Genomic DNA, 22,342 nt, shown 5'->3' with positions numbered 1-22,342 from the left:
ACGGGCTATGAGGGGCTTCTGTATATCCCTTTAACTCCCGCTGTTGGAATGGCTCAGATTCGGCTTCATCGGATTCATCATTTCCACCGAGCTGATAGTAGTCTGAAAATACTTCGGGTCGAGCATGGTCAGGAACTGGAACATGGCTTCCTGTAGGAACATGGGGTGAACACGCCAACGGAGCCACCAGGCTACGGGACGGTTCAACAACCTTCCCCAAAATTTACTCCGGGTCAGCGTAAAAGCAACGATACGGCTGACGGCGACTCCATGTTCTGCAATAAACTTCATGTTCTGCTCGAAGGTATATTCTTGCATTTCATTATAGGTGACGCCTATTTGCAGGTACAGATTCGAAATCCGCAGCAGGCTGCCCAGTCCCGGTGTACGCATTACTACCGTCATTGGTTTCCGCTTGCGATACAGAAAATTGAAAGGGCGGACGGGAATCGCCACGCCCATATCAAGCATCAGCGCGGAAGCTTTCAGTTGTTCCGTCTGTTCCATAATTATCCTGCCTGGATTTGCGGAGGAACAATGCGATAGCGTGCCAGCCCTTCAGTCAAAGGCTTCAGGCACTTCACCGTACAATCGTAACTCAGCACACCGCTCATGTTGATGGAATCAGCCAGTTCGCCGCTCATCTTGGCGCGGGGAATCTCGATCTTGTGACCGCTGACACATTCTACTTCAAACGGTCCTTCCAAATCTTTGAAGTCGGCAGGCGGTTCGTATGCCCCGTCCGCGGTAGCAACAGTACCGCCAAATAGTTCCTTACATACTTCGGGACTCAACTGGATGAGCTTAAAACCGAAAGCGGTGGTACCGGGTGTACTTGTCAGTTCGTCTACCGGACCATCATGCACTTGTGCTGCGTAGATGGGTGTAGTCTGTTTGGCCTCACCTTTTGGGGACAAACCTTCCTGGCTAATCCAGCCTATTTCTTTGTTATTGAACTTCAGTTTACCGATACCGTAAACAAGTCCATTATTATCTTTTACAGCCATAATCTTGCTATTTAATTACGTTTAACCGCCGTTTAATCAGTATTATAACAAGAACGAAAACGGCGATTCGTCCTATCCATATCTGAAACCATTGCCAACCGGTTGGCTCATGCACCACCTGCGGAGGAGGTTCTTCCACTTCCTCACCGGTTTCATTTCTTATGCGCGTAATTTCTTCCCGAAGGGCGATTACTTCACGCGCCAGGCTGTCGCAGGTCGAAGTGAACGTTAAAGTATCACCGCGTCCGCGTATCACGCTTGCCGTGGCCTGCCCGCTTCGCGCACTATATCCCGCGCCTTCCGGCAGCACGGCCAGTTGGCTCATCGGCAAGGTCATCCGCGCTTCGCTTGCCGGTACCGGCAGAAAGGTCAGAACGGATTGTCTTACGCTTTGCAGGCTGTCGAGGACGGTACTCTTCACCACTCTTGTCGGACTTTTGCAACTCATCGCGCACAGGGCAATTAGCAGAAAAACGGCAATTGTTAGCCTTTTCAACGACACGCCTGAGTTTGGCGAGTTCTTTTCTGATTGCATTGATTTCTTGTTTTAAAGGTTCTACTATGTCATCCATCAGAATTTGCATCGCCTTCTGAACGTTGTCCAGTTCGCTACTACGGGTATTTACCTTCGCTGCCTGTACTTCTTCCTTCAGCTTTTCTACCTCTTGGATGTATTTCCGTCTGTCTATGTACATCTTGAATCCTCCGGCTCCTATGGCAACCGTAAGGATACCACATATCAGCTTCAAGATTTCAAGTGTATCCATTTTTATTCCTCCTGTTTAGAGTAAGTTCCAACCCACTTCCACATCTGCCGTCACAGCGGGAATACCATTCTCTACCTGAGAGACGGCTGCCGCAAAAGCACACATGGTTGCTTTATCATCCACATCAGGCACATAGCTGTCGGGCACTTGCATTTCCGTACACACCCTCCGGATGTAACCCGATGTGTTATTCTCCACGGGCGTCGCCCATCGGTTGATGAAGTCCGCCATCGTCCGGCAACCGTTCATCCTGCGATAGTTCTGCAACAGCTTGATGAGAGCTCGGTAACCGTAGGCCATCGTTTTGAACTGACAGAATGAACGGTCCTGCGACGGGCGAACCTCCCCCTGCCACAAAGTACGTGACAGGCGGATGTTTCCCGGATTATTGTTCCTCAGTCCTCTGGTCATCTTTCTGCTCCGTTTCCTTCTTTTCAGGTACCTCAACCGCTTTCTTCTCCTTATCCGCTTTCGGGGCTTCGGGTGCCTTGGTCTCGGGTTTCTTGGCAGGTTCCGGCTTCTTAATCCCGGCAAGCTTGCGGCTTACCAAATCATCCGCACGTTCCTGGTCTACCTGCAACTCCGTACCTACCGGATATTGCGTCTTGTGGTCGTACTTGTCCTGGAAGGATTCGAGGACAATCACTGTGACTTTGTCTTTCTTTGCCATAGCTGCACCTCCTTACCCTTCTGTTACAAATTTGAATGCACCGTCGGCGCGCCAGTCCAGTGCGATGAACTCCTCACCGAAGCCGATCTGCGTGTCCGCCTTCATCAGCATCTTGAAGAAGTAGAGTTCGCTGGCATTCGCCCACTTGTCAATCTGAATGACGTTTTCGTCATCCTGCAGGTTGACAGCTGCGAAAAGGTTGCCGTTCATACCGCTGTCGCAGAGGGTAGCGACGATCAAGCCTTGCGGCCATTGAGTCAGCACCTCGAACGGAATGCCTTTGTAGCGTTCCTGGTTGATATCCGTAGGGGCGGTACCCTTATTGGCGAGTTGCGTCAATTCATCGTCGTACTGGTCGAAGTCTTCCACAGACATCAGGATGCGCAGGTTCGGATTCTTACGCATGGTTACGGGAATCTTGGCACGCAGTTCCTTGAGACGCGCCAGCATGGTAGTGCCGACGGTTTTCACCTTCACCACATCCACGTTCTTGGCAGCCTGCGTCAGGATACCGTCCATCAGGTAGGCATCACCGGTGTCTTTGTATTCACCGTTTATATACTGGTAGCCCAGCTCGTTGCCCACTTGCTTCAACAGTTCATTCAACAAGAGGCTCTGAATGTTGGGGGGAAGCTGACGGAAAACGAGGTCGCCCGTCGGCTGGAAGGGACGCCAGATGTGTTCGAAAGCACGGGGGTTGAAAAGTGTGAAGGCCATCATGTCTTTCGGCACCAGCTTTTGCTCGCTGTAGGTAAAATCACCCTTGCTGTCTGCCTTGGACGGGTCTTCTTTGCGCTTTTGCAGCATGGTACCCGTTTTCACGCGGGGGATGCTGATGGAACTGTTAATGCCCGGAATCACCATGATAAGCCCTCTGCCCACCAGTTCGTTGCCGGTAGTGGCAAGGGTGAGGACGGTTTCCAGTACTTCACCACCATAGTTGGTGGTATTCAATCCTTGAATTGCCATTGTCTTTTTTATTATTTATTGTTAGTTATTCGGGTTATGCCGCACGGCAATTAGCACATTAGCATATTACCACATTATCACATTTTAATCTTCTGCCGTCCGCGGATTTGTGGGGCACTGCCGGCGCTACGCACGCTGCTGCCGACATTCTTACCAAAGTAGGAGCTACCGCCCAGTTTGGCATTCTTGGGGTTCTTGATCGGTATCATAGCGCATCACTTTTTACGGTTTGCCTCAATTTCCCTCATCTTCTTTTGCCAAGGGCTTTCGCCTTCACCGCCCGCAGGGGCTTCCAGTTTGTCCTTCAGCATCTTCTTTGGCTTCAACGCCTTCAGGGCGCTCAATCCGTTTTTGAAGTCAGCCTTCAGAATGTTCTTGTAGGTGTCCTTCTGGTCGGCACCGATACGACCGTCCGTCACGGCATCCGTCACAGCGGTTTCAATCCGCTCTTCTTCCTGCTGTTTCAGCTGCTCTTTCAGTGCGCCGTTTTCCTTTTCCAGATCATCGGCTTTGTCCGCTTTCTGAGCAGTCTCGCCAAGCATGGCCATCACTGCCGCTTCGTCAGCACAGTTGGCGAAACGGGGAATTGTCTTAAAGTCTTCCAATTTCATTTTATCGGGGTTTTGTGGCTGTTGCTCCTGCTCCAGCCGGTTAGTAAATATGCGGTAAATATCGTCCGTGGTGCTCTCATCGGGTACGGCTTCCACGTCGTAGATGGCATCGATCAGTCCCAGCTGCAAGGCTTCGTCGGCTTTCAGCCAGTGGTCGGTACCGTCGAAGTAAGCACTCTTCACCTCTTCCTTATCCTTGCCGCAACGCCCGCCGATGATTTCGGCGATGGTGTCTTCCAGGCTCTCGATGGTGGAGATCATATCCTGCAAGTCCTTCTTGTTGCCGTAGCAACCGCCACTGACGTTATGCAACATCATGCGGGCATAGCGGCTCATTTCCACACGTTTGCCGCAGAGGGCAATGACACCGGCGATGCTGGCGGCGATACCGTCTATATAGATGGTGACATTGCTTCGGCACTGGCGGATGGCATTGAAGATGGCGATACCGGGGTAAACGTCACCGCCGATGGAGTTGATACGGATATTCAGGTTTTCATAGCCCGCGTCCAGGTACATCAGTTCGTTCACGATGTCCCGGCTGGCTATCTTGCCCTCACCGCCTTCGTCGCTGACTTCTCCATAGAGCAGCAGGCAAGCGGTCTTTTCGTTTAATATGGATTTAAAAACAGTCATGCGTTTCCGATTATTTGCGGCAAAGCTATGTCTATAAGGATAACCGCACAAAAAAGTGTGTAACGGTTACGAGCAGGTATGTAAACCTTGCGGCATAGTTTGTAACCGCTCCGCGCTTTTTTCCTCTTCCCGCCCGGAGTAATGACCTTTGCGTAAACTCTAATTACAGAATTATGGCAGATTTAACCGCACAACAGAAAAAGGACTATGCCCGCACACTCTACCTGAAGGACAATCTTACCCAGCAGGAAATAGCGGAAAAGGTGGGAGTAGCCCGTAAAACCATCAACCGATGGATTGCCACGGAGAAATGGGAAGAAATGAAAGTCGGCGTAACCCTTAGTCGAGAGCAACAGATAGCAAATCTTCATCGCCAAGTGATGGAATTGAACAATACTATTCTGTCACGCCCGGAAGGTGAACGCTATGCAACTCCGGCCGAAGCGGATACTTTGGGTAAACTCGCTGCCGCCATTAAAAAGATGGAAAGTGATGTAGGCATTGCGGACCTTGTAAGTGTGGGCATCCGCTTTATCGAATGGATACGCCCCATCGATCTGGACAAGGCTAAAGAGATAACCATCTTTTGGGACAAATTCATAAAAGACCAGTTGTAAAATGAAGCAGGAAGAAAAAAACGCACTCGGTAACTGGGAAGAATATAAAGCGGATATCAGCAATTCCACCCCGGTAGATGTCAGCATGAGTCATGCCGAGCGGGAAAAACACAGGATGTATTTGGAGGCACACCCCGTAGAATGGATTCAGTTCTTTTTCCCGAAATATGCAAAATATCCGTTTGCTCCGTTCCATAAAAAGGCCGTCAACCGCATCTTGAACAATGACGAATGGTATGAAGTCTTGTCATGGAGCCGCGAGTTAGCAAAAAGTACGATAGTCATGTTCTGTGTAATGTATCTTGCCTTGACAAAGAAGAAAAAGAACGTGATGCTGGCAAGTGCCACCCAAGACAGCGCCAAGCGATTGTTAGCCCCATACCGTGCCAACTTTGAGGCTAACGGGCGTATCAAGGCATATTATGGCGAGCAGATGAATATCAGTTCTTGGACCGATACTGAATTCATTGCCAAATGTGGCTGTGCCTTCCGTGCTATCGGCGCCGGGAATGCTCCACGCGGTTCCAGAAACGAGGCCGTGCGCCCTGATGTGCTCTTGGTGGATGACTTTGATACGGATGAGGAATGCCGTAACCCGGATATCGTAAACAAGAAATGGGACTGGTACGAGCAGGCTTTCTATGCCACACGCTCCATCAGCGAACCGACCTTGATCGTGTGGTGTGGTAATATCATTGCCCGAGACTGTTGTGTGGCGCGGGCCGCGGCTCTTGCCGACCACCATGATATCGTGAACATCAGGGACAAAGACGGGCACAGCACTTGGCCTGAAAAGAACACGGAAGAGCACATCGACACTGTACTCCGAAAAATCAGCGCCGCCAGTGCACAGAAGGAATACTATAATAATCCGGTCACGGAAGGTGAGGTATTTAAGGATATCACCTATGGGCGTGTACCTGACCTGAAGAAGTTTCAGTTCCTGGTTATCTATGGAGACCCCGCACCCGGCGAGAACAAGAACAAGAACAGCAGTACGAAAAGCTGTATATTACTTGGTATGAAAGAACAAAAGTTATATATCATCAAACCTTTTCTGGACCGCGGATTGAATGCAGAATTCATAGACTGGTACGTACAACTTCTGGAGTACGTGAACGAAAAAGTCCCGGTATATTGCTATATGGAGAATAACAAGCTACAAGACCCATTCTTTCAGCAGGTATTCAAACCGCTGGTAGGCAAGGTACGACGCGAACGGAACATCCAACTCTACATTCACCCTGACGAAGAGCGCAAGACTGACAAGGCCACACGTATTGAAGCTAATTTGGAACCGCTGAACCGGGAAGGCAATCTCATCTTCAACGAAGTTGAAAAAGATAATCCACACATGAAACGTTTGGAAGATCAATTCAAACTTTTCACCCTGCGGTTGAAGTTTCCCGCCGACGGTCCCGACTGTGTGGAAGGCGGCCTGCGCATCCTCAAGAAGAAAGTACAGCAACTAAAACCGATTACCGTGGCGCGTCACAACGCCCGGAACAATCCTAAAAGATTATAGCCATGAGTAAATTCATCAATCCCGAAGACTACGACGCCAGTATCCACCGCGAGATACTGGGCTCCCTGACCCGCGATGACGAAAGTATCGTCGAAATCTGCGAAGACCGTGCCATCGCTGAGATGCGTGGCTATCTCAGTGCGCGCTACGATGTAGATGCCATCTTCTCCGCCGAAGGGGATGCACGTAACCAGCTTGTCCTGATGATGGCAATCGATATCGCAGTATACCATATATTCAGTATTCATAATCCGCAGAAGATGTCGCAGATACGGAAAGACCGCTATGAGCGTGCCGTGGAATGGCTGAAGCAGGTGGCGGCATTCAAGATCACCATCGACGGCGCTCCCAAGCTGCCGGAAGAAGAGCAGAAACAGAACAGCCCCTGGCTGATGAGTAGTAACCCTAAACGTACGAACCATTTATGAAAAGAATAAATTTCCCGGCATTTTGGAACAAAGCATCCAAAACCAAACAACGCATCACCGAAGGCAGCAACGTCACCCGCCAGGGCGCCACTATCATACTGACACAACCCCAACGCTTCGGCATCGGGCTGGATGACTACATGCGGGGCATCCGAAGCGCCGAGAATGTGGACTTCACACAGCGGGTTCAGATTTACGACATCTACAGTGAGAGTCTGATGGACCCGCATCTGTTTTCTGTCATCCAAAAGCGGAAGAGCGGTGTGCTTGGCAGGAAAATAGAGTTCAGGCGCAACGGCGTGGCCGATGATAAAGTAAACGAGCAGATTTCCTCGCCCTGGTTCCTACGATTCATCGGTGACGCACTGGATGCCGACTACTGGGGATTCACGCTGGTGCAGTTCTATATCAACAGCAAGGGATGGATAGACTACTATCTCGTGCCCCGAAAGCACGTGGACCCGGTGCTGAGACTCATCAAAACCCGTCAGAACGACATCAACGGTGAAAGCTTCGACGAATACCCGGACCTGCTGATGATACGGGGCAAAGAACCGCTCGGCATCCTGGCACGGTGCGCTCCGTACGTCATTTATAAGCGGGGAACCGTGGGCGACTGGGCGCAGTTCTCCGAGATATTCGGCATGCCCATACGCAAGTACACCTACGATGCCGCCGACCCGGAAGCATTGTCCGCCGCCATGGAAGCCGCCAAGGCTCAGGGAGGCGCTTCCTCCTTCTTTACACCCGAAGGTTCTAACCTTGATTTCGTAGAAACCGGTAATACCACCGGCAGCAGCGAGCTCTACAGTACCTTCGTTGACCGCTGTAACGCGGAAATGAGCAAGGCTGTCCTGGGCAACACCCTCACCACCGAAGCCAGCGAAACGGGTACGCAAGCCTTGGGAACCGTGCACAACAAGGTGGAGCAGGAACTTATCGAGCAAGACGCTCTTGCCATCCTGAACCTGCTGAACTATGACATGACAGACTTGTTTGCGGCTCTTGGCGTCAATACCCAAGGCGGTGAGTTTGTTTATGTAGAAGAAACGGACTTGGAACAAGTGAAAGTCAAAGCCGAATTACTGGAAAAGGCTGTAAACGTATTCGATCTGCCGCTCGATGATGACTATCTGTACGAGCAATTGAACATCGAACGCCCGGACAACTATGAACAGTTGAAAGCGGAAATGGCAGAGAAGAAGAAAATGAACAACCCCTTTGCTCTCGGAGTATCTCAATTCTCCTCCTCCGGGGAGGAGGAGTACCCGCAGGGGGAGGTGGTAGCAAAACATCCCCAGAACCGCTCCCGCTCTTTTTTCGGGGACGCCCCGCAAACCGACGGGGCTTTAGACTGGTAATGAACGACCTTTACTATGGGGAACAGCAGCTACCGGGCCTTGACGAACTCGACTATATATCCGGTTCTACCGCACCATTGCAATGCAAGGCCGATGATGACGTAAGCACCGCTTTCGTCTTCGACAACGCCGCCCTGCAACGTGCCTTGAAGCATATCTACGAAAAGGATTTTCACCCTATGACGGAAATAGAGGAGAACCTTTTCAACGAAACATTCCGTATCTTCAACGAAGCATCAAGTGAAGGGCTTAGTGAATCCGCTGCCGAAATTCCGGTAGAGTTCCGTCAGAAGCTTGACCTCGGCAACGCTGTATTCTCCGCCTTCAAAGTCCACCGGATGCAGAACGATATCGCCGCGCAACTCTACGATTCAAACGGTATTTTAAAACCGTTTAAACAGTGGAAAGAAGACGTTCACCCCATGCTCGACCATCACGTCCGGCACTGGCTGCAAACCGAATACAATACCGCCGTCATCCGTGCCCGCCAGGCTGCGGACTGGCAACGCTTCGAGCAATACGCCGACGTCCTGCCTAATCTGGAATGGATGCCCAGTACCAGTGCAAACCCAGGAGCAGACCATCAGGTTTATTGGGGAACTATTCTCCCGATAAACCACCCCTTCTGGAGTGTGCACCGCCCCGGAGACCGTTGGAACTGCAAGTGTTCTTTATCGGCTACAGACGAACCTCCTACGGGAGCGCCACGTGGAAGCGCCGCCCCCAAAGATCAGCCTGCCCCGGGACTGGATAATAACCCGGGAAGAGACGGAAAACTGTTCAGTGACACGCATCCCTATATCGCCAATGGATATGAAGGGGCGAAAGAGGCCGTGAAGAAATATATAGCAGAGCATGTGAATAAGGAGAAGCCGATAGTGTATGAACCGGACAAAGAGCGGAAAGAGGCACTGAAAGTTCGTAGAAAGGAAATACAGAAAGATGCAGAAGTGCTGAAGGCGAAACCTCTTGTCAACTCTGATTTTAAGAAAGAAATCATTGTCAGCAAAAAGTCCATCAAGGAATGGTTGAACCAACCTCACGAACATTATGCCGAAAAGAATGAGATGCTATTGCACCTCAGTGATGTCATCCGACAGGCTCAATATAAGGGATGGACGGAATATCATAAAAACAATCCTATGTATGTAAAGTCTCATGTTTTTGAAGTGACTGTTAAGGGAGACAAGTCGTGGATTATTGTATTGGAAGATGTGGACGGGAATATGATATTACATAGCATATCCGATAGCAGCAAAGTAATGGACAACATACAAAAATAGCCCGAAAGACCATTTCAACCGGAACTGCAATCCGGAGCTGTGCCTGTCGAGCTATTTTCTTAGACTGCAAATATACAGAAAAATATCAAGTAAACAATGAATATTCAAGAATTTAACCAACGTATTTTGCAATATCAAAAGCAACTGGCCGACCTGACACGCCGCCGCATGCCCGTACTGGCAGGCAACATCGCCAAACGCCACATCGAGGAAGACTTCCGCAAAGGAGGTTTTACCCATAACGGTTTCCATAAATGGAAGGAAACCAAGCGGCAAAGAAACGGTGGAAGTAGTGCCGGTTCTCAATACGGACCGCTGCTCTCCGGCAGAAACCATCTTTCCGGCAATATCCAATACACACCAGGAGACGGACAGGTTACTATCTTCACCCGCGCCCCTTATGCAGGCATCCACAACTGGGGAGGCATAGTTCGCCCTACCGTCACCCCGCAAATGCGTCGCTTTGCCTGGGCGCAGCATTACCGGGAAGCGGGTAAAGACAAAAAGAAAGATACTTTCTGGAAACGCCTCGCATTGACCAAAAAGACCAAACTTACTATCAACATCCCGCAGCGCCAGTTCATGCCATCCAAGCCGGGACCGGAACTGATAAAGAAAGTAAATGATAAACTGAATACAGAAGTAGAGAAAATTATAAATCAATAATTTATTATGGAACAACTATTCAACGACCTCCAGCAACAGATCGCCGATAAAATGGGTAACGACGTTTCCCTTATCGACGAAGACTACGGGCAACTGGAAGCCCTGCAGAACGGGGAAGACCAGTACCCTGTCACTTTCCCCTGTGTCCTTATTGGCATCCCCGAAACCTTGTGGGAAAACCTGAAAGGCAACCTCCAACACGGCAAGACCACCATCATCATCCGGTTTGCCTTCGACTGCTACGATGACACTCACTATGGCAGCACCCAGGAACAGCACGCAGCCGAACGCATGGCACTGGCCCGACGCCTGAACGGCGCGTTGCACGGCTGGCGGTTCGATGGATGTGCCACCGCCCTGGTACGCCGTGCCAGCCGACAGTTCTCACTGCCCGGCGGCATCAAAGTCTATGAAATGGAATATACCACTACGACAGCGGATGAGATTCAGAACAACGACAACTGACGATCCAGTTCTTCCTGCTGACGGATGATCCGAGGATCGGCAGAAGCATTGATGATGTTGTAGAATGTTTTTTCGCAAATGGGGTATAACGGCCAGATGTAACGGCGGAGGATTTCGCGGTTGCTCAATCCGCTACGGCTATGTTCATCGTAAATACGGAGAATCTCTTTTACCCTGTGCGCATAGCTTCGTCCTACAATGGAACGATGATACTTCTTCATACCCGAAAACTTAAATTGATTATCCTGAAACTTGATACAAAAATAATTATAATAACACATTAATGCAACAAATACGCCCGGAAAGCACATTCTACAACACGGAATAACCCGTTTACACCACCTTTGCCGCGTCAATTCGCGAATGACAGAAGTAAACGATGATAAAGCTGCAAGATGTACAGCGCAGCCTAATTGTCAATTGTCAATTATCAATTTTCAATTGTATGGTAAACTATTCTCTCGCTCTGATGAGCACCAAGCCCGGCGATGACCAGGCCCCCAAGAAATATTACGCCAAGGCGCAAGCCAGCGGCGAAGTGACCATGGACGAAATGGCGGAACAAATCTCCTACGCCACCTCCCTCACGGACGGTGATGTGCTGAACGCCATCCGCGCCCTGATCAAACAGACCAATCTCCATCTGGCGGCAGGCAAGATCGTACGCCTGGAGAACTTCGGAAGTTTCCAAATCCAGCTGTGCAGCACTGGTGCCGACACGGAGAAGAAATTCACCAGTGCCAACATCACCGAAGCCACCATCCAGTTCCGCCCCGGAAAGCCTATCAAGGCGGCAACGCGTGCGGGCGACGGCGGCTTGACCTTCCACCGTGTGGCCAAGAAGGGTGAAGCCCCTCTGCCCGATGACGGCAACACCGGCGGCGGCAACACCGGAGGAGGAAGCGACGGCGACCAGGGAGAGAATCCGCTGGGCTGAGAACCACTTAGTAGTAGTGCGCCGACTACTACCAGGTAAATGACCAACTACCCGTAAGTAGGGAGCCAACTACTTACGGGTAGTTTTTTGCACGAACTTAACCGAAGAAAATATGAAAGCCATTTATATGAGTGACCTGGCACAAGCCTACTTCCCGAACTCTACTCCCCGCAGCGCCAGCTCGCAGCTGCATCGCTGGATAAAACTGAACACCGAACTGCAAGCACGTCTTGAAGAGTTATGCTTCAAGCCCAGGCAGCGGGCGCTGACGCCGCTGCAACATGAGGCGATAATAGAATGTCTGGGGGAACCGGGAGAATAGGACCATCTTCCTGACGTCAGGAAAACGTTCGAGAGATAGCGCAGGGGGCGTATCTCAACAAAAAAGCCGCTGTATGGTGTTCCATGCAGCGGCTTTTTTTTGCTTCGCTAATAATTTATTTCTGTACAATTTTCATACAAAAAGTATTTCTTCTAAATAGGTTCTGTTATCCCTAATCTAGCCATTATCACTCCAACTTCATGTGGCTGCAAATCTAAAGTTTGAGTACGTGCATTATTTATAACTTTTGCTCGAATAATGGAAACACCTGTTTCTGGATCACCCTCAAAATGAATATGAATTTGACAATGTTGCGCGGCGAAAGGGATTATTATTAGAGGATTGTGATGTGCATCCATTATTTGTTGATGAACCCCAGGTATTACCACCCCCGTCATAACATCTCTCACGAATTGCGAATCATCATTATAACCCAAAGCAACAGGCATGAATTGACTTACAGATGGAAAATCAAAACTTGGCTCTTGGTATCTTTGCAAAATAGCATCAATAGGGAGTTGATCTATTTTTTTAGATTTTCTGCCCAATACTCTTGATGTACTTTCCTTTTGAAATGCTTTTCTTTCCATATTCCATATATTATAGAATTATATCATAAATTCTTTAACCTCAGAGATATTGTATGCCTTATTTAAAACAATCTGTTTACCTACTCCTTTGAATCACTCCACAAATGTATAAAAATTATCTTATTAAAACAAATAAAAATATTTTTCTTATAATTACCATTTGCGACTACACCACTAACAACTAAAGTATCATGAAAAGTCATCGGATTGCTATGTTATAAAGATATTTTTCAACCTTCCAAGTAATCTAATATTAGTAATAACTCATACGCTATCCGTGGGTCAATCGCATTTCCGAGTGCATGAGTTCTGTCCATCCAATCGGATATCCCATAAACCACTCCATCCAACTCGGAGTAATATCGGACGGATTGAACCCAGCTCTCGAAATATGCGCTGTTAGGTAGTTGCTTTTTCGTTTGTCTGAATGCTTTAAAATGCTCTCTCTGCGTAACTTTATCCGTTTCGCTTCGTTTGCTGTCAAGGCAGGCAACAATCCATACTCGTTTCCTTTCTTGAAAAGAGTCTTTACCCGCAGCTGGAATAATAAACGGTTGAACTTCGTAGCCTTCACTTTCCAAATCAGTGCACACTTGCTCGAAGACCACTCCGTCTGCGTTACTAATAAGTCCGAGAACATTCTCAGCGATGACCCATGTCGGCCGGCATTCTTGTATAACTCGATACATCGGCGGCCATAAAAAGCGGGGGTCTTCTGCCCCTTGCTGAAGTCCGGCGTTACTGAATGGTTGGCAAGGGAATCCTCCGACCACAACATCAACGTTGCCTCTGTATTCTTTAGCATTGATTTCATATATATTTCCATATTTAGGCACATTGGGAAAACATTTATCTAAAACTTGCAAGCAGAACTCATCTATTTCCGATTGAAACAGGATATCCCATCCAAGAGTATAAGCTGCCAAGTCGAAGCCGCCAATACCAGTGAACAGGCTTATCATTTTTATAGTTTTGCTCATTACTATTCTGATTTGAATTATTCACCTTCTGAAAACTTCTTCCCACAAAATGGGCAGAAAGGATAAGCGATAGATATAGTACTTTCTGTTTTATTGAATGTACCATCTTTTTTCTTATTCCGGTAGGTCGCCTCTATTACTGGCTTTTTCTCAAAAGAAGGCATGGCGTACATATAATTTAAAGACGCTTGCGGGTCACCAGTCTTTTCTCTCAAATTCGCTTCTACTTTTTCAAAACAGTCACACATATTTTTCTACGCTTGCCTATACAGCATTAGGTTCAAATTTTTCTTGTTATTAATAAAAATACTCACTACATTTAAATCCTTTCCGGGGAGCAAAGTCTTTAAACTCACAACTCCTAAATATCCACTTTTTGTCAACCCATCCGGATAAGTCCTTTTGCCATTGAGGGATTATTTGATGTGGATTATTCAAATCCCGATATGGCTGGCAATGTGGCAAGAACCTACCACCCTTTTCCTTCCAGTGGTTAACGCGGTAAAACGACTCTTTAAAGTCATTCAGTAAGATACAGTAGAAGAAGTATTCTCCCCGATAACCATATTTATCAATCAGAGCTGTGGCACGTTCGCAATCTGCTATCTGCGCCGCTGTATCGCAACCAAACCGAATGCGCTTTATCCATTTTACACGAGCAAGTAATCGAGCTATGTCATCAGTCACCAGTCGAGCGTCCAGTCCTTGGTTAAAGTCTACTCTGAGTTTCAACTTGACTATCTTCTCGATCTGCTCTATCCCGTACTCGGAAGCAAGCACATTGTTATCCATAAGGATGATGTTTTTACGTCCGTTGACTGCGATTTCTTCAATATCCATATAGGGAGCGATCTTACCTTCTTTTTGAGGCACCACACACCACTTACACCCATTGGGGCATCCGCGTGTAAGAAAACCATAAGCCAAAGACTTATCTATATTGTATATCGAGTAATCCGGGACAGCCTTGTCTACCTGCGATGGAAGAGTCTTTGAAACATCGTAGCCAGTGCCACCTTTCTCTATCTGATCGGTATTTGTAATCCACTGTCGATAATCTTCTGTAAAGCTGAATACTTTAGCCATATAGACCTTTTCATACTGGTCAAATGGATTGTACCATTCTACATTATCACCTCTCGCTTTGTGATAGCTGCTTATCTTCATCAAAGCAAGATTGGGATAATTGCTATCAACCGCTAATAGTCCGATGTTCATTACTTCCTTCGATTTACTAATTCTACATAAATACATCCTGCACACTCAGCGGCTTCTTCGTCATCTTGTCGTACATCCGTGCCTTCAGTCGCTCGCACAGCATGTAGACGAAAGAACCGGAATCAGGATTGTTCATTTTGACAAGCAAGGCAGTCAACCCTTCTGTTTTGGCAGCAAACTCTATGAGGTCGCAGGGTTTGCCGTAGTACGTCCAGTAGTATTGCACCTGCCCCAGAAGGCTGTCTTCTACCTGGATTATCAGGTCTTTCGGTTCACGGTATATCATGGTCGTGTTCCTCCTTGAAATAAGGTTTCACTTCGCCGTCCGGTACCCATTCCACCGTAACGATGCCTTTTACTTGCCCGGTACCGCCACACTTAGGGCAAGGTGTTTTCACCCGTTCATTAATAATCTCAGGGTCCCAGTGCCAGCCGTTGCCCTGGCAATAGCCGCAAGCATAACCAGTGAAATATCCCACCGTTTCCTTGCCTGTTCCGAAAAGGGGTGCCGTGATCAGCACCCCGTTCTTTTTCTCGCTCATACGCTATTCGATGAAATAGGTTTGTACTAAATTACCGTTCCTAAAGATATTCAGCACCGTACGTCCGTTGTCCGTGACGATGTTCGTTTCAACGACACTGCGGTTAATTTCCCTTCTCCCAATCATTGACCTGATTTCCGCATCAATGAATGTTTTCAGGTTCTTAAAGTCCCGTTCGTCACCGTTCAACTGCGTGAACTCCAGTGCCTGGCTCACGGAAAGCTGGAGTTTCAGTAGCCACATGGGTTTATCGTTCGGAATCACCGATTTATAAAACACCTTTGCCATACTTTTCTTCTTCTATTTTACTGTTACACAATTCATGCGCCTTACGTTTCGCCTCCTCCTTGGTCAGATACTCCCCAATCTTGGTACCGATGTAACCGGTGGCGGTACGTTTATAATGATATACCGCCCAGTTCCTGCCGCAAGGTCGCCAGTCGAAGTAATCCTCAGTCCTGATGTACATCATTCTCCTTCTTGGGCTCTATAAAAAAAGTCTCTTCCTGCACCACCTGCACGCCTATCTGCGGAAACAGGCTGGCAACATCCTCATTGTCGCGGGCGGCCAGTAACGACTGTTTGTCTACCTCCTCCGTAACGCGTACGTACGATGGCAATTTGTCCTTTACGAGCATCAATACTGCCTTCCAGGTTAAACCTTTCATTGTCTTCAGCGCCGGAGTTCCCGTGCGGAAACCAAACACGCCGTGAGCACTCTCCACACTCTTTTTCTTGGAAAACAATTCATCTTTATTTTCCAATGCATAAGCCTGGATTTTCGCGAAGGCTTCTTCCTTCTTAGCGCTCTGTTCCGCCAACTGACTGGCATACTTCTCACGGATGCGCGTTACCTCGATATCCATCTTCGAGGTGAGATTGTTACACTTAGCATCGGCTGCTGCAAAATCTGCAAATGCCTGCTCCGCTTGCTCGCGGCTGATACCGCTTAATACTGTTTTCTTTGTTCTTGCCATAATTCTTATTCTTTTATAGGGTTAATATTTAATCTTATTCTTGTTCTGCTGGTAAATGCGCTTGTATTCGAGGTATTCCTTAGTCTTCTTCGGTTCTTCCAGCGCTTGCAGTTCCCGGTCTATCCGGTCGTAGCGTATCTGCTCGGCACGGTATTCATCCATCAGGCGCTCCAGTTCTATAGGTTTCATGCTGTTGATTCCCGCATGCAGGCGGTCCTGATAATCGCAAAGGCGGTCGGCACTGGCTTCGAGTTGCGCGGCCAGCTGTGCACGGCGCTCGGATTTCTCGGTGACGTAGGTTGGCGGCACATTGCGCGGACTATGTTCTCTCATTGTTCGGCCTCCTTTCTCTGCTGCTTGATTTTCTTGTCTATCTCCCGGCGGCTATAATAGGTGAACTTCCCTTGTTTATAGCTGTGTATCAAGCCACGGCTGGCATAGCCTTTGATGGTGTTCTTGCTGCATGCCAGATAGCGGCAGGCTTCGTTCTGCTTCATCATGTCATTCATGTCGGCATTTGCGGGAAGGAGTTGCGGAGCGATATCGCCCGGGGCGGCTTTGCGCCGAAGACCCGTCCACTGTTCCAACCGTTCAATGCGTGCCAGCAACTTATTGAACTCCTTGCGCGAAAGAAGTATTGTGTCGCTTTCTTCATTCAATACCCCCAGAGCACTTGCCGCATCAAAGTCGGCTGCTGTCATGGATTGTACGTCCGGTATCAGTTCCTCCAGCCCGATATGTCCGGCATGGAAACGGGCGGCATCACGCGCTGCAAAGAATACATTTTCGTCGCGATCGGCTTCGCATACCTCCAGCACATACTTCTGAAATACTTGTTGCTCGGTCATGCTTGACGTCAACACCTCTGCCATGATCAGACTCAACCGATCTGCCTTGTGGTTCAAGACGGCTACAGCTTGTTTGATTTCTTGTTTTGTTCTCATTTCAATCCTTTTTAAGTTTTCTTTCCTCGCGTCTCATAAATGCCTCCAGCTGCGTCTTGGTGTCCTGGAGTTCCCAAAGCTTCATACTCGTTACGTCTTTATGGGCTTTACTGTACTTCCGTGCCCATACGTTCAACTTTGCCACATTCATGCGGTATTCTTCCTCACTGTCGCTGGTGAACCCCTGGTTCAGTTGCGGAATCAAGAAAGAAAGACGATAAATGTCACGGAATACATTACGGGCTTCCTGCATCTGCATCTTGCGGGCTTTGTCATCCATCGGGTTCAGACTTTCCATTAACTGTTGAGCCTCGCGCATTGACAAATCCTTGCTGCTCTGCGTGCGTCCGGAAGTAAAATTGTAGATGCAGCCGTGGCGGGTATCATCATCCATGCCGATACGGTGGAAGGTGGCATGCAGCGCTTTGAGTTGCTGCGGGGTTATGGGTTTGTCTTTCGTTACTTTCATATCACTAATCGTTATTTAGTATATTTTTCTCCCCGATATATTGCCGCTTCTTCCGGCCATACATCGTAATATCCCTTCGGTCCGATAAAGCGTCCTTTGCTGAAAGCGCGATATCCCTCGACATAAATCTTCAGTGAAGCATCAAATGCCACCTTCTTGGCACTACGACCGTCCGGATTCTTCCCGCTGGCATGGCTGATAAATATCAGCAGTTTGTTGCGGTGCTTCTCTTTAAACTTGATGTACTGGGCATATGTCATCTGCGTGTATTGGAAACTATCGATCACAATAAAATCCGGTGCCTTCTGACGTTTCATCCGCAGGCTCAACTGGTCTATCGGCTCGGCATCGAGCAGTAGAAATCGACGGTTTACTTCCTGCATATTGAAGCGCCTCAATGTGTTCTGCATCGTCAGGCAGGCGCCTTCCTCCAAACTATCGTAAGCCACACGTCCATACTTGCACAATTCCTTGCAAAGCTGCATCACGAAAGAGGTCTTCCCGTTGCCAGTGTTTCCCCATATCATCCACACGCCTTTGCGTTCCGGCATATCAAAAGCATCGTACCATTCACCTTCAAAGGGAAAGGTATCGAACTTCATGCTCAGCAACTCCCGCACACCCTTGGCGTTACGGGAAAAGGTCTTTGCATCGTTTACCGCTTCGCTCATGCCTGCTCTCCTTTCATCCTCTTGGCTTCCAAAATACGCTTGCAGGCATGCACTACACGCTTCACGCGGCGAAGGTCATATTCTCCCTGCTGGGCCTCACGCATCACCCGCTTGATCTCTGTCGGTTCGGTCAATCCGTTTGCCTGGCAAATGGCATAGACATCCTGTTCGGTGGCAATGTTGATATCGAAGAATTTGCGGCCGATACGGCTGTTTATCTCCTTATACCCCTTCTTATTATAGCGTAGTCCGTTCTCCACACGACGCTTAATGTAGTCGGTAGAGAGGAACACGATACCAGCCTTATTCTCCAGACGATTATAAATGCTGATAAAATAGCTGAACACGCTGTCGGTCAGTTTATCACCTTCATCAAAGATTATCAACGGATTGTTCAGAAAAGCAATCATAGAGATGGCATACTCCAAAATATCCCGTAAGTTCGTCCCATCCACCGGAGCGCCCACCTGTTTGGCTATCTCGCGCACAAAATCGCTTTTCTTCATGTCTTCCGAGCAAAGAATGTAGTAAACGTTGCGATGCGTGCGGCGGTATTCTATCGCAGCTGTGGTCTTGCCACAACCTGCATCACCCACTACCCAAGTAGTATTCTTATAAGCTTGTGCGTCTGTCATAGCGAAGGTTATACGCTGGAAGGCATTGCTCTCGGTCAGTGTCCAGCGCTCCAAACTGTAGCCTATCTGTGCAGCTATACGGCTGAACATGTCATCGCTGATACTGGTGTACTTCTGATTGCATATCTGAGATACTGTAGCGGCACTCACACCGTTCAGGCTCTCGCTCGCACGGTTTTGGCTGGGATAGTTGCTGCAATATTCCATCAGCGCGTCACGGATAGAATCTTTGTCTTGTTTGCTGAGTTCTTTCATTGTTTGAATGGTATTTAATTGATTATTGAATGCTGATTAATTGTTGTTGCTGAGAAAGCTTTCGTACATATCCACATCTGTAATGCCGGACACCATCTTAGTATATTCACCGGGCGAAGCGATGCCTGCGGGCTCTTCAGGTTCGGCTTCATAAGTACCCGGACCTACGCCTGCAGGATATTGTACCGGAGCAGTCAACTCACCATTGGCATATTCTTCACGCTGTCGTTCCATGCTCTTCTGAGACTCACCTACAGGAATGGGCATCACCAGTCTGCTGTAAGCCTCGCTCATACTCTCTTCGAGCAACAACTCCTCGCTGGCAATATAATGCCCCACAAGGGCACGCTTTTGTGCATGTATTTGGGCAAAGAGCCTTGCGCTTTCCTCTTCCGTACGTTCGGCAGTGGCACGATGGATGACAACCTTCGGTGTGGCAGTAGCAGCGTACTTCAATGCACCTTTAGCACCTACCTCCCAAAGTTCTACGGCAGTCATATCCTTGGGATCATAACGGTATCGGAAGCTGACACCCACATTCTGCAAGTGGAAGTTCATATCCACCAGCCCGTCTTCATCGTAAACCATATAGCGGTATTCCTGTTTGTTACGTTCGAAGATGAAGCCTTGCTTGCTGTACTTCACACTGTCTTTGCTGAACAACTTGAAAAGTTCCTGCACCTCATAGTCATCCAATGGCTCAGCATTGGGACTGTTGAGGGTAGTATACATTTCCATGCGGGTCATGCCCGTTTCTGAAGTAGGATGCTGCATGGCGTTCCATTTCTGGCGACATTGCAGATATTGCGACTTCATTTCTTCCAAAGTGGGAAGCCGGGCTATGTTCTTCATTATCAGGTCCACATTGATGTGACTGTTCTCCTTGACGGCGGTAACATTTTGTCCAGTATAGTTGTATAATTGGCGCATCACCTGCATTTGAAAACGTCCGAAAGCACTTTCAATGGTCTTTGACTGTCCATTATGCGGCATAGTAGTCTTGTGGATGTGGCATATTTTCTTGAAGAAGGCTTGTGCTTCGGGCTTCTTGTGTCCGCCTTGATTATCGGTCACTATTTCGTAAGGCTTCACCTTCCAAGTCTCCAGCGCCATGCGATAGGCATCGTACTGGGTCAAGAAGTTTTCCACACCGAACGAATAACCCAGGAACGCTTCCGAACAAGCATCCATCACTTCGTAGACGTCGATAGTGCGTGCCACCATACGCTTGTTCTTGCTGTCATAAGCCTTATAGTAGAGGTTCAGTTTCGTACCGTCACCATACCATAAGGTGTTAGGCATCTGTGGAAGTTTGGTATCGAACAAAGGCATAAACTCATTCTTGAAAGCGATTTCACCATGTACAACGCCATACCACCACAACTTGATGCTGGTCTTATAGAGGTAATTGATGACCGTCTGCGGGGAATTGATAGTCTTCAGCCTATCCTCCTCGCGGGTAACACGTGCATTCCGTTCCTCTACAATCTCATTAAACTTATCGAATATCTGCTGGTCGGTATATACCGGAAATTTGCTGCGTTTGAGTTTCAGCAGCAAACGCCCTTCACGAGGACCAATCTTGCGGGCCGACTGGTTGCCGCTGTTACCATTGACAAGAACCATATAACCATATTCCTTATAGGCAGCATACTTTTCCATCAACCGGGCTTTGGGGAGGGTGTGTCCGTAGCGTTCGCGCAAGTCTTCGCAAAGGGCGATGACACGATCGCGTATCATTTTATTGTGTTGTTGCCCGCATTTACCTTGCGCATCACGTATACTCATCTCCAATGCCATCATAGCATTCAGAACTTTGGCGTTTAGCACATATTCCGCCTGGCGTTCCAGGGAAATCTTCGGAGCGTAGGTCTTATAGAAGTCTACAGCCTTGCTGTCACTTTTTAATCTGCTGTCCATAGGAAAGGGTTGTTGTTTTTTGAGTAGTTCTTTGGCTTTTGGGTATCGTTCGTCCACTTGCTTGCGAAGTTTGTCGGGCAGGCGTTCGTAGATGATAAGTGCCTTACGGCCATTGCCACCATGCTGCGAAAAATGAAACTTCTTCTCACGAACATGCTTTTTATAATTCGCAAGACTCATGATTCCGCCTCCTACAAGTTCTTCAAATGTTACACATAGTGTCTTTCCAAACATTTCCATAATCAGAAACTTTATACTTTTCAATTTAGTGCAAGCCCCGGCATCGAACCGGGGAGCCGACCGCTTCCGCATGGCAAAGGAGACTTCGGACTTGCAGAACAAGCTGTTTCTAAGCTGTTTCAGTATCTTTCTTATCCGGCATACACAGCGATATCGCCACAATGGCCGATAATACCACAATCACAAACGCGTTACGGCTGTCCGCATCCGTTGCGTCAACATTACTGCCCAGCCACAGCCCGTAAGTCATGCCTACAGCCACAGCTACTTTCTGAATCATTCTCCAAGTTTTCATAACCATATCATTTTAAGAGTTCAGTTCTATTACATCCTCCAAATCAAGGAATGTATTTATTGTTTCCGGTAACACGATTGGCTCCACCGGGTCTTCACTGTCTGAATACCCCACATCTATGGATATTCTTTCATCCTCTACACTCAGCATAGCACTATACTTTGCCATCAGCTCCCTCAATTCTGTAAGGAATGCCTTTTCATTATCTGTCAGTTTTCTGTCCATATCACTTTTAATTATTAATTATTAATTTTTCATTGATAAAAGTCTATCCCTATTCATCCCGAACCGGGATAGTTTTGCTACATTTGTAGCATCACATAAAAAATATGATTATTATGA

The 22,342-nt window shown here is 48.1% G+C and carries 36 protein-coding genes; 9 read left to right on the top strand and 27 right to left on the bottom strand.

The features are described from left to right. Positions 1 to 30: 30 nt before the first annotated feature. The 9 genes from AAE250_RS11775 to AAE250_RS11735 form a co-directional block, all read right to left on the bottom strand. Complete coding sequence (locus AAE250_RS11775) at positions 31 to 507, bottom strand: hypothetical protein (protein ID WP_294601104.1); 477 nt, start codon at positions 505 to 507, stop codon at positions 31 to 33. Between the two features lie 2 nt (positions 508 to 509). Beyond that, a complete protein-coding gene (locus AAE250_RS11770) occupies positions 510 to 1,007 on the bottom strand; it encodes a hypothetical protein (RefSeq protein WP_294601106.1) in 498 nt (165 codons plus the stop codon). A gap of 7 nt (positions 1,008 to 1,014) precedes the next feature. Beyond that, the gene (locus AAE250_RS11765) at positions 1,015 to 1,344 is read right to left on the bottom strand and encodes a hypothetical protein (protein ID WP_294601108.1); all 330 of its coding nucleotides are present in this window, start codon (positions 1,342 to 1,344) and stop codon (positions 1,015 to 1,017) included. Next, the gene (locus tag AAE250_RS11760; RefSeq protein WP_294601109.1) at positions 1,292 to 1,774 is read right to left on the bottom strand and encodes a hypothetical protein; all 483 of its coding nucleotides are present in this window, start codon (positions 1,772 to 1,774) and stop codon (positions 1,292 to 1,294) included. The genes AAE250_RS11765 and AAE250_RS11760 overlap by 53 nt, the downstream gene beginning before the upstream one ends. A gap of 15 nt (positions 1,775 to 1,789) precedes the next feature. After that, a complete protein-coding gene (locus AAE250_RS11755) occupies positions 1,790 to 2,185 on the bottom strand; it encodes a structural protein P5 (RefSeq protein WP_294601111.1) in 396 nt (131 codons plus the stop codon). Next, positions 2,160 to 2,444 (bottom strand): hypothetical protein, encoded by a 285-nt coding sequence (locus AAE250_RS11750; RefSeq protein ID WP_294601112.1) that lies wholly within the window; start codon positions 2,442 to 2,444, stop codon positions 2,160 to 2,162. The genes AAE250_RS11755 and AAE250_RS11750 overlap by 26 nt, the downstream gene beginning before the upstream one ends. A 12-nt stretch (positions 2,445 to 2,456) precedes the next feature. After that, positions 2,457 to 3,413, bottom strand: coding sequence for a hypothetical protein (locus tag AAE250_RS11745; protein ID WP_294601114.1), 957 nt, complete (start codon positions 3,411 to 3,413; stop codon positions 2,457 to 2,459). A 77-nt stretch (positions 3,414 to 3,490) separates the two neighbouring features. Beyond that, positions 3,491 to 3,622, bottom strand: coding sequence for a hypothetical protein (locus tag AAE250_RS11740; protein ID WP_259296387.1), 132 nt, complete (start codon positions 3,620 to 3,622; stop codon positions 3,491 to 3,493). Positions 3,623 to 3,628: 6 nt separating this feature from the next. Continuing rightward, entirely contained in the window at positions 3,629 to 4,660 is a 1,032-nt protein-coding gene (locus AAE250_RS11735; RefSeq protein ID WP_294601117.1) for a head maturation protease, ClpP-related, read from the bottom strand. A 173-nt stretch (positions 4,661 to 4,833) separates the two neighbouring features. Between AAE250_RS11735 and AAE250_RS11730 the strand changes: the two genes are divergently transcribed. The 7 genes from AAE250_RS11730 to AAE250_RS11700 all read left to right on the top strand — a co-directional run bounded on the left by AAE250_RS11730 (position 4,834) and on the right by AAE250_RS11700 (position 11,005). After that, positions 4,834 to 5,277, top strand: coding sequence for a YfeC-like transcriptional regulator (locus AAE250_RS11730; protein WP_294601118.1), 444 nt, complete (start codon positions 4,834 to 4,836; stop codon positions 5,275 to 5,277). 1 nt (position 5,278) lies between these two features. Beyond that, positions 5,279 to 6,802: a hypothetical protein gene (locus AAE250_RS11725; protein WP_294601120.1), complete on the top strand. Its 1,524-nt coding sequence runs from the start codon at positions 5,279 to 5,281 to the stop codon at positions 6,800 to 6,802. A 2-nt stretch (positions 6,803 to 6,804) separates the two neighbouring features. Next, on the top strand, positions 6,805 to 7,230 hold the full coding sequence (locus tag AAE250_RS11720) for a DUF1320 domain-containing protein (protein WP_117703121.1): 426 nt from the start codon (positions 6,805 to 6,807) through the stop codon (positions 7,228 to 7,230). Next, entirely contained in the window at positions 7,227 to 8,591 is a 1,365-nt protein-coding gene (locus AAE250_RS11715) for a phage portal protein family protein (protein WP_294601122.1), read from the top strand. Before AAE250_RS11720 ends, AAE250_RS11715 begins: the two co-directional genes overlap by 4 nt. After that, positions 8,591 to 9,874, top strand: a complete 1,284-nt coding sequence (locus AAE250_RS11710; RefSeq protein ID WP_294601124.1) for an LPD3 domain-containing protein — start codon at positions 8,591 to 8,593, stop codon at positions 9,872 to 9,874. Before AAE250_RS11715 ends, AAE250_RS11710 begins: the two co-directional genes overlap by 1 nt. Positions 9,875 to 9,970: 96 nt before the next feature. Then, on the top strand, positions 9,971 to 10,540 hold the full coding sequence (locus tag AAE250_RS11705) for a hypothetical protein (RefSeq protein WP_294601125.1): 570 nt from the start codon (positions 9,971 to 9,973) through the stop codon (positions 10,538 to 10,540). A 6-nt stretch (positions 10,541 to 10,546) separates the two neighbouring features. Further along, entirely contained in the window at positions 10,547 to 11,005 is a 459-nt protein-coding gene (locus AAE250_RS11700) for a hypothetical protein (protein ID WP_294601127.1), read from the top strand. Here the strand turns inward: AAE250_RS11700 and AAE250_RS11695 are convergent. Continuing rightward, on the bottom strand, positions 10,987 to 11,226 hold the full coding sequence (locus AAE250_RS11695; protein ID WP_294601128.1) for a hypothetical protein: 240 nt from the start codon (positions 11,224 to 11,226) through the stop codon (positions 10,987 to 10,989). The two genes, AAE250_RS11700 and AAE250_RS11695, sit on opposite strands and share 19 nt — an antisense overlap. A 224-nt stretch (positions 11,227 to 11,450) precedes the next feature. On the opposite strand from AAE250_RS11695, the gene AAE250_RS11690 reads away from it, so the two are divergent. Beyond that, entirely contained in the window at positions 11,451 to 11,942 is a 492-nt protein-coding gene (locus AAE250_RS11690; RefSeq protein WP_294601130.1) for an HU family DNA-binding protein, read from the top strand. Positions 11,943 to 12,054: 112 nt separating this feature from the next. Next, a complete protein-coding gene (locus AAE250_RS11685; RefSeq protein WP_117681171.1) occupies positions 12,055 to 12,264 on the top strand; it encodes a DUF4248 domain-containing protein in 210 nt (69 codons plus the stop codon). Between the two features lie 152 nt (positions 12,265 to 12,416). Here the strand turns inward: AAE250_RS11685 and AAE250_RS11680 are convergent, their stop codons facing one another. The 17 genes from AAE250_RS11680 to AAE250_RS11600 all read right to left on the bottom strand — a co-directional run bounded on the left by AAE250_RS11680 (position 12,417) and on the right by AAE250_RS11600 (position 22,225). Beyond that, complete coding sequence (locus AAE250_RS11680; protein ID WP_294601133.1) at positions 12,417 to 12,854, bottom strand: hypothetical protein; 438 nt, start codon at positions 12,852 to 12,854, stop codon at positions 12,417 to 12,419. A gap of 230 nt (positions 12,855 to 13,084) precedes the next feature. Further along, complete coding sequence (locus AAE250_RS11675; protein ID WP_446715754.1) at positions 13,085 to 13,816, bottom strand: DNA cytosine methyltransferase; 732 nt, start codon at positions 13,814 to 13,816, stop codon at positions 13,085 to 13,087. 35 nt (positions 13,817 to 13,851) lie between these two features. Next, positions 13,852 to 14,082 carry a hypothetical protein gene (locus AAE250_RS11670; protein WP_294601136.1) on the bottom strand — a complete coding sequence of 77 codons (231 nt, stop codon included), beginning with the start codon at positions 14,080 to 14,082 and terminating at the stop codon, positions 13,852 to 13,854. Between the two features lie 49 nt (positions 14,083 to 14,131). Further along, the gene (locus AAE250_RS11665; RefSeq protein ID WP_294601137.1) at positions 14,132 to 15,052 is read right to left on the bottom strand and encodes a radical SAM protein; all 921 of its coding nucleotides are present in this window, start codon (positions 15,050 to 15,052) and stop codon (positions 14,132 to 14,134) included. Positions 15,053 to 15,074: 22 nt separating this feature from the next. Further along, positions 15,075 to 15,338 carry a hypothetical protein gene (locus AAE250_RS11660; protein ID WP_294601139.1) on the bottom strand — a complete coding sequence of 88 codons (264 nt, stop codon included), beginning with the start codon at positions 15,336 to 15,338 and terminating at the stop codon, positions 15,075 to 15,077. Next, entirely contained in the window at positions 15,325 to 15,594 is a 270-nt protein-coding gene (locus AAE250_RS11655) for a hypothetical protein (protein ID WP_294601140.1), read from the bottom strand. Before AAE250_RS11655 ends, AAE250_RS11660 begins: the two co-directional genes overlap by 14 nt. A 3-nt stretch (positions 15,595 to 15,597) precedes the next feature. Beyond that, the gene (locus AAE250_RS11650; RefSeq protein WP_294601142.1) at positions 15,598 to 15,882 is read right to left on the bottom strand and encodes a hypothetical protein; all 285 of its coding nucleotides are present in this window, start codon (positions 15,880 to 15,882) and stop codon (positions 15,598 to 15,600) included. Then, positions 15,863 to 16,066 carry a hypothetical protein gene (locus AAE250_RS11645; RefSeq protein ID WP_294601143.1) on the bottom strand — a complete coding sequence of 68 codons (204 nt, stop codon included), beginning with the start codon at positions 16,064 to 16,066 and terminating at the stop codon, positions 15,863 to 15,865. The genes AAE250_RS11650 and AAE250_RS11645 overlap by 20 nt, the downstream gene beginning before the upstream one ends. Beyond that, positions 16,047 to 16,571, bottom strand: coding sequence for a host-nuclease inhibitor Gam family protein (locus tag AAE250_RS11640; protein ID WP_294601145.1), 525 nt, complete (start codon positions 16,569 to 16,571; stop codon positions 16,047 to 16,049). Before AAE250_RS11640 ends, AAE250_RS11645 begins: the two co-directional genes overlap by 20 nt. A gap of 21 nt (positions 16,572 to 16,592) precedes the next feature. Beyond that, the gene (locus AAE250_RS11635) at positions 16,593 to 16,904 is read right to left on the bottom strand and encodes a hypothetical protein (RefSeq protein ID WP_294601147.1); all 312 of its coding nucleotides are present in this window, start codon (positions 16,902 to 16,904) and stop codon (positions 16,593 to 16,595) included. Beyond that, positions 16,901 to 17,515, bottom strand: a complete 615-nt coding sequence (locus AAE250_RS11630; protein WP_294601149.1) for a helix-turn-helix domain-containing protein — start codon at positions 17,513 to 17,515, stop codon at positions 16,901 to 16,903. Before AAE250_RS11630 ends, AAE250_RS11635 begins: the two co-directional genes overlap by 4 nt. Position 17,516: 1 nt before the next feature. Then, a complete protein-coding gene (locus tag AAE250_RS11625; RefSeq protein WP_294601151.1) occupies positions 17,517 to 17,984 on the bottom strand; it encodes a hypothetical protein in 468 nt (155 codons plus the stop codon). 11 nt (positions 17,985 to 17,995) lie between these two features. Continuing rightward, a complete protein-coding gene (locus AAE250_RS11620) occupies positions 17,996 to 18,655 on the bottom strand; it encodes a hypothetical protein (protein WP_294601153.1) in 660 nt (219 codons plus the stop codon). After that, entirely contained in the window at positions 18,652 to 19,545 is an 894-nt protein-coding gene (locus tag AAE250_RS11615; protein WP_294601155.1) for an AAA family ATPase, read from the bottom strand. Before AAE250_RS11615 ends, AAE250_RS11620 begins: the two co-directional genes overlap by 4 nt. Before the next feature lie 36 nt (positions 19,546 to 19,581). Next, positions 19,582 to 21,705: a hypothetical protein gene (locus AAE250_RS11610; RefSeq protein ID WP_294601157.1), complete on the bottom strand. Its 2,124-nt coding sequence runs from the start codon at positions 21,703 to 21,705 to the stop codon at positions 19,582 to 19,584. A 109-nt stretch (positions 21,706 to 21,814) separates the two neighbouring features. Beyond that, a complete protein-coding gene (locus tag AAE250_RS11605; RefSeq protein WP_294601159.1) occupies positions 21,815 to 22,000 on the bottom strand; it encodes a hypothetical protein in 186 nt (61 codons plus the stop codon). Positions 22,001 to 22,012: 12 nt separating this feature from the next. Next, positions 22,013 to 22,225: a hypothetical protein gene (locus AAE250_RS11600; RefSeq protein WP_294601161.1), complete on the bottom strand. Its 213-nt coding sequence runs from the start codon at positions 22,223 to 22,225 to the stop codon at positions 22,013 to 22,015. Positions 22,226 to 22,342 lie beyond the last annotated feature (117 nt).

The sequence above is a fragment of the Bacteroides sp. GD17 genome (assembly GCF_038448625.1).
Classification (GTDB): domain Bacteria; phylum Bacteroidota; class Bacteroidia; order Bacteroidales; family Bacteroidaceae; genus Bacteroides.
The sequence above is the reverse complement of the archived record's forward strand: the minus strand, read 5'-3'. Positions and strand labels throughout refer to the sequence as shown.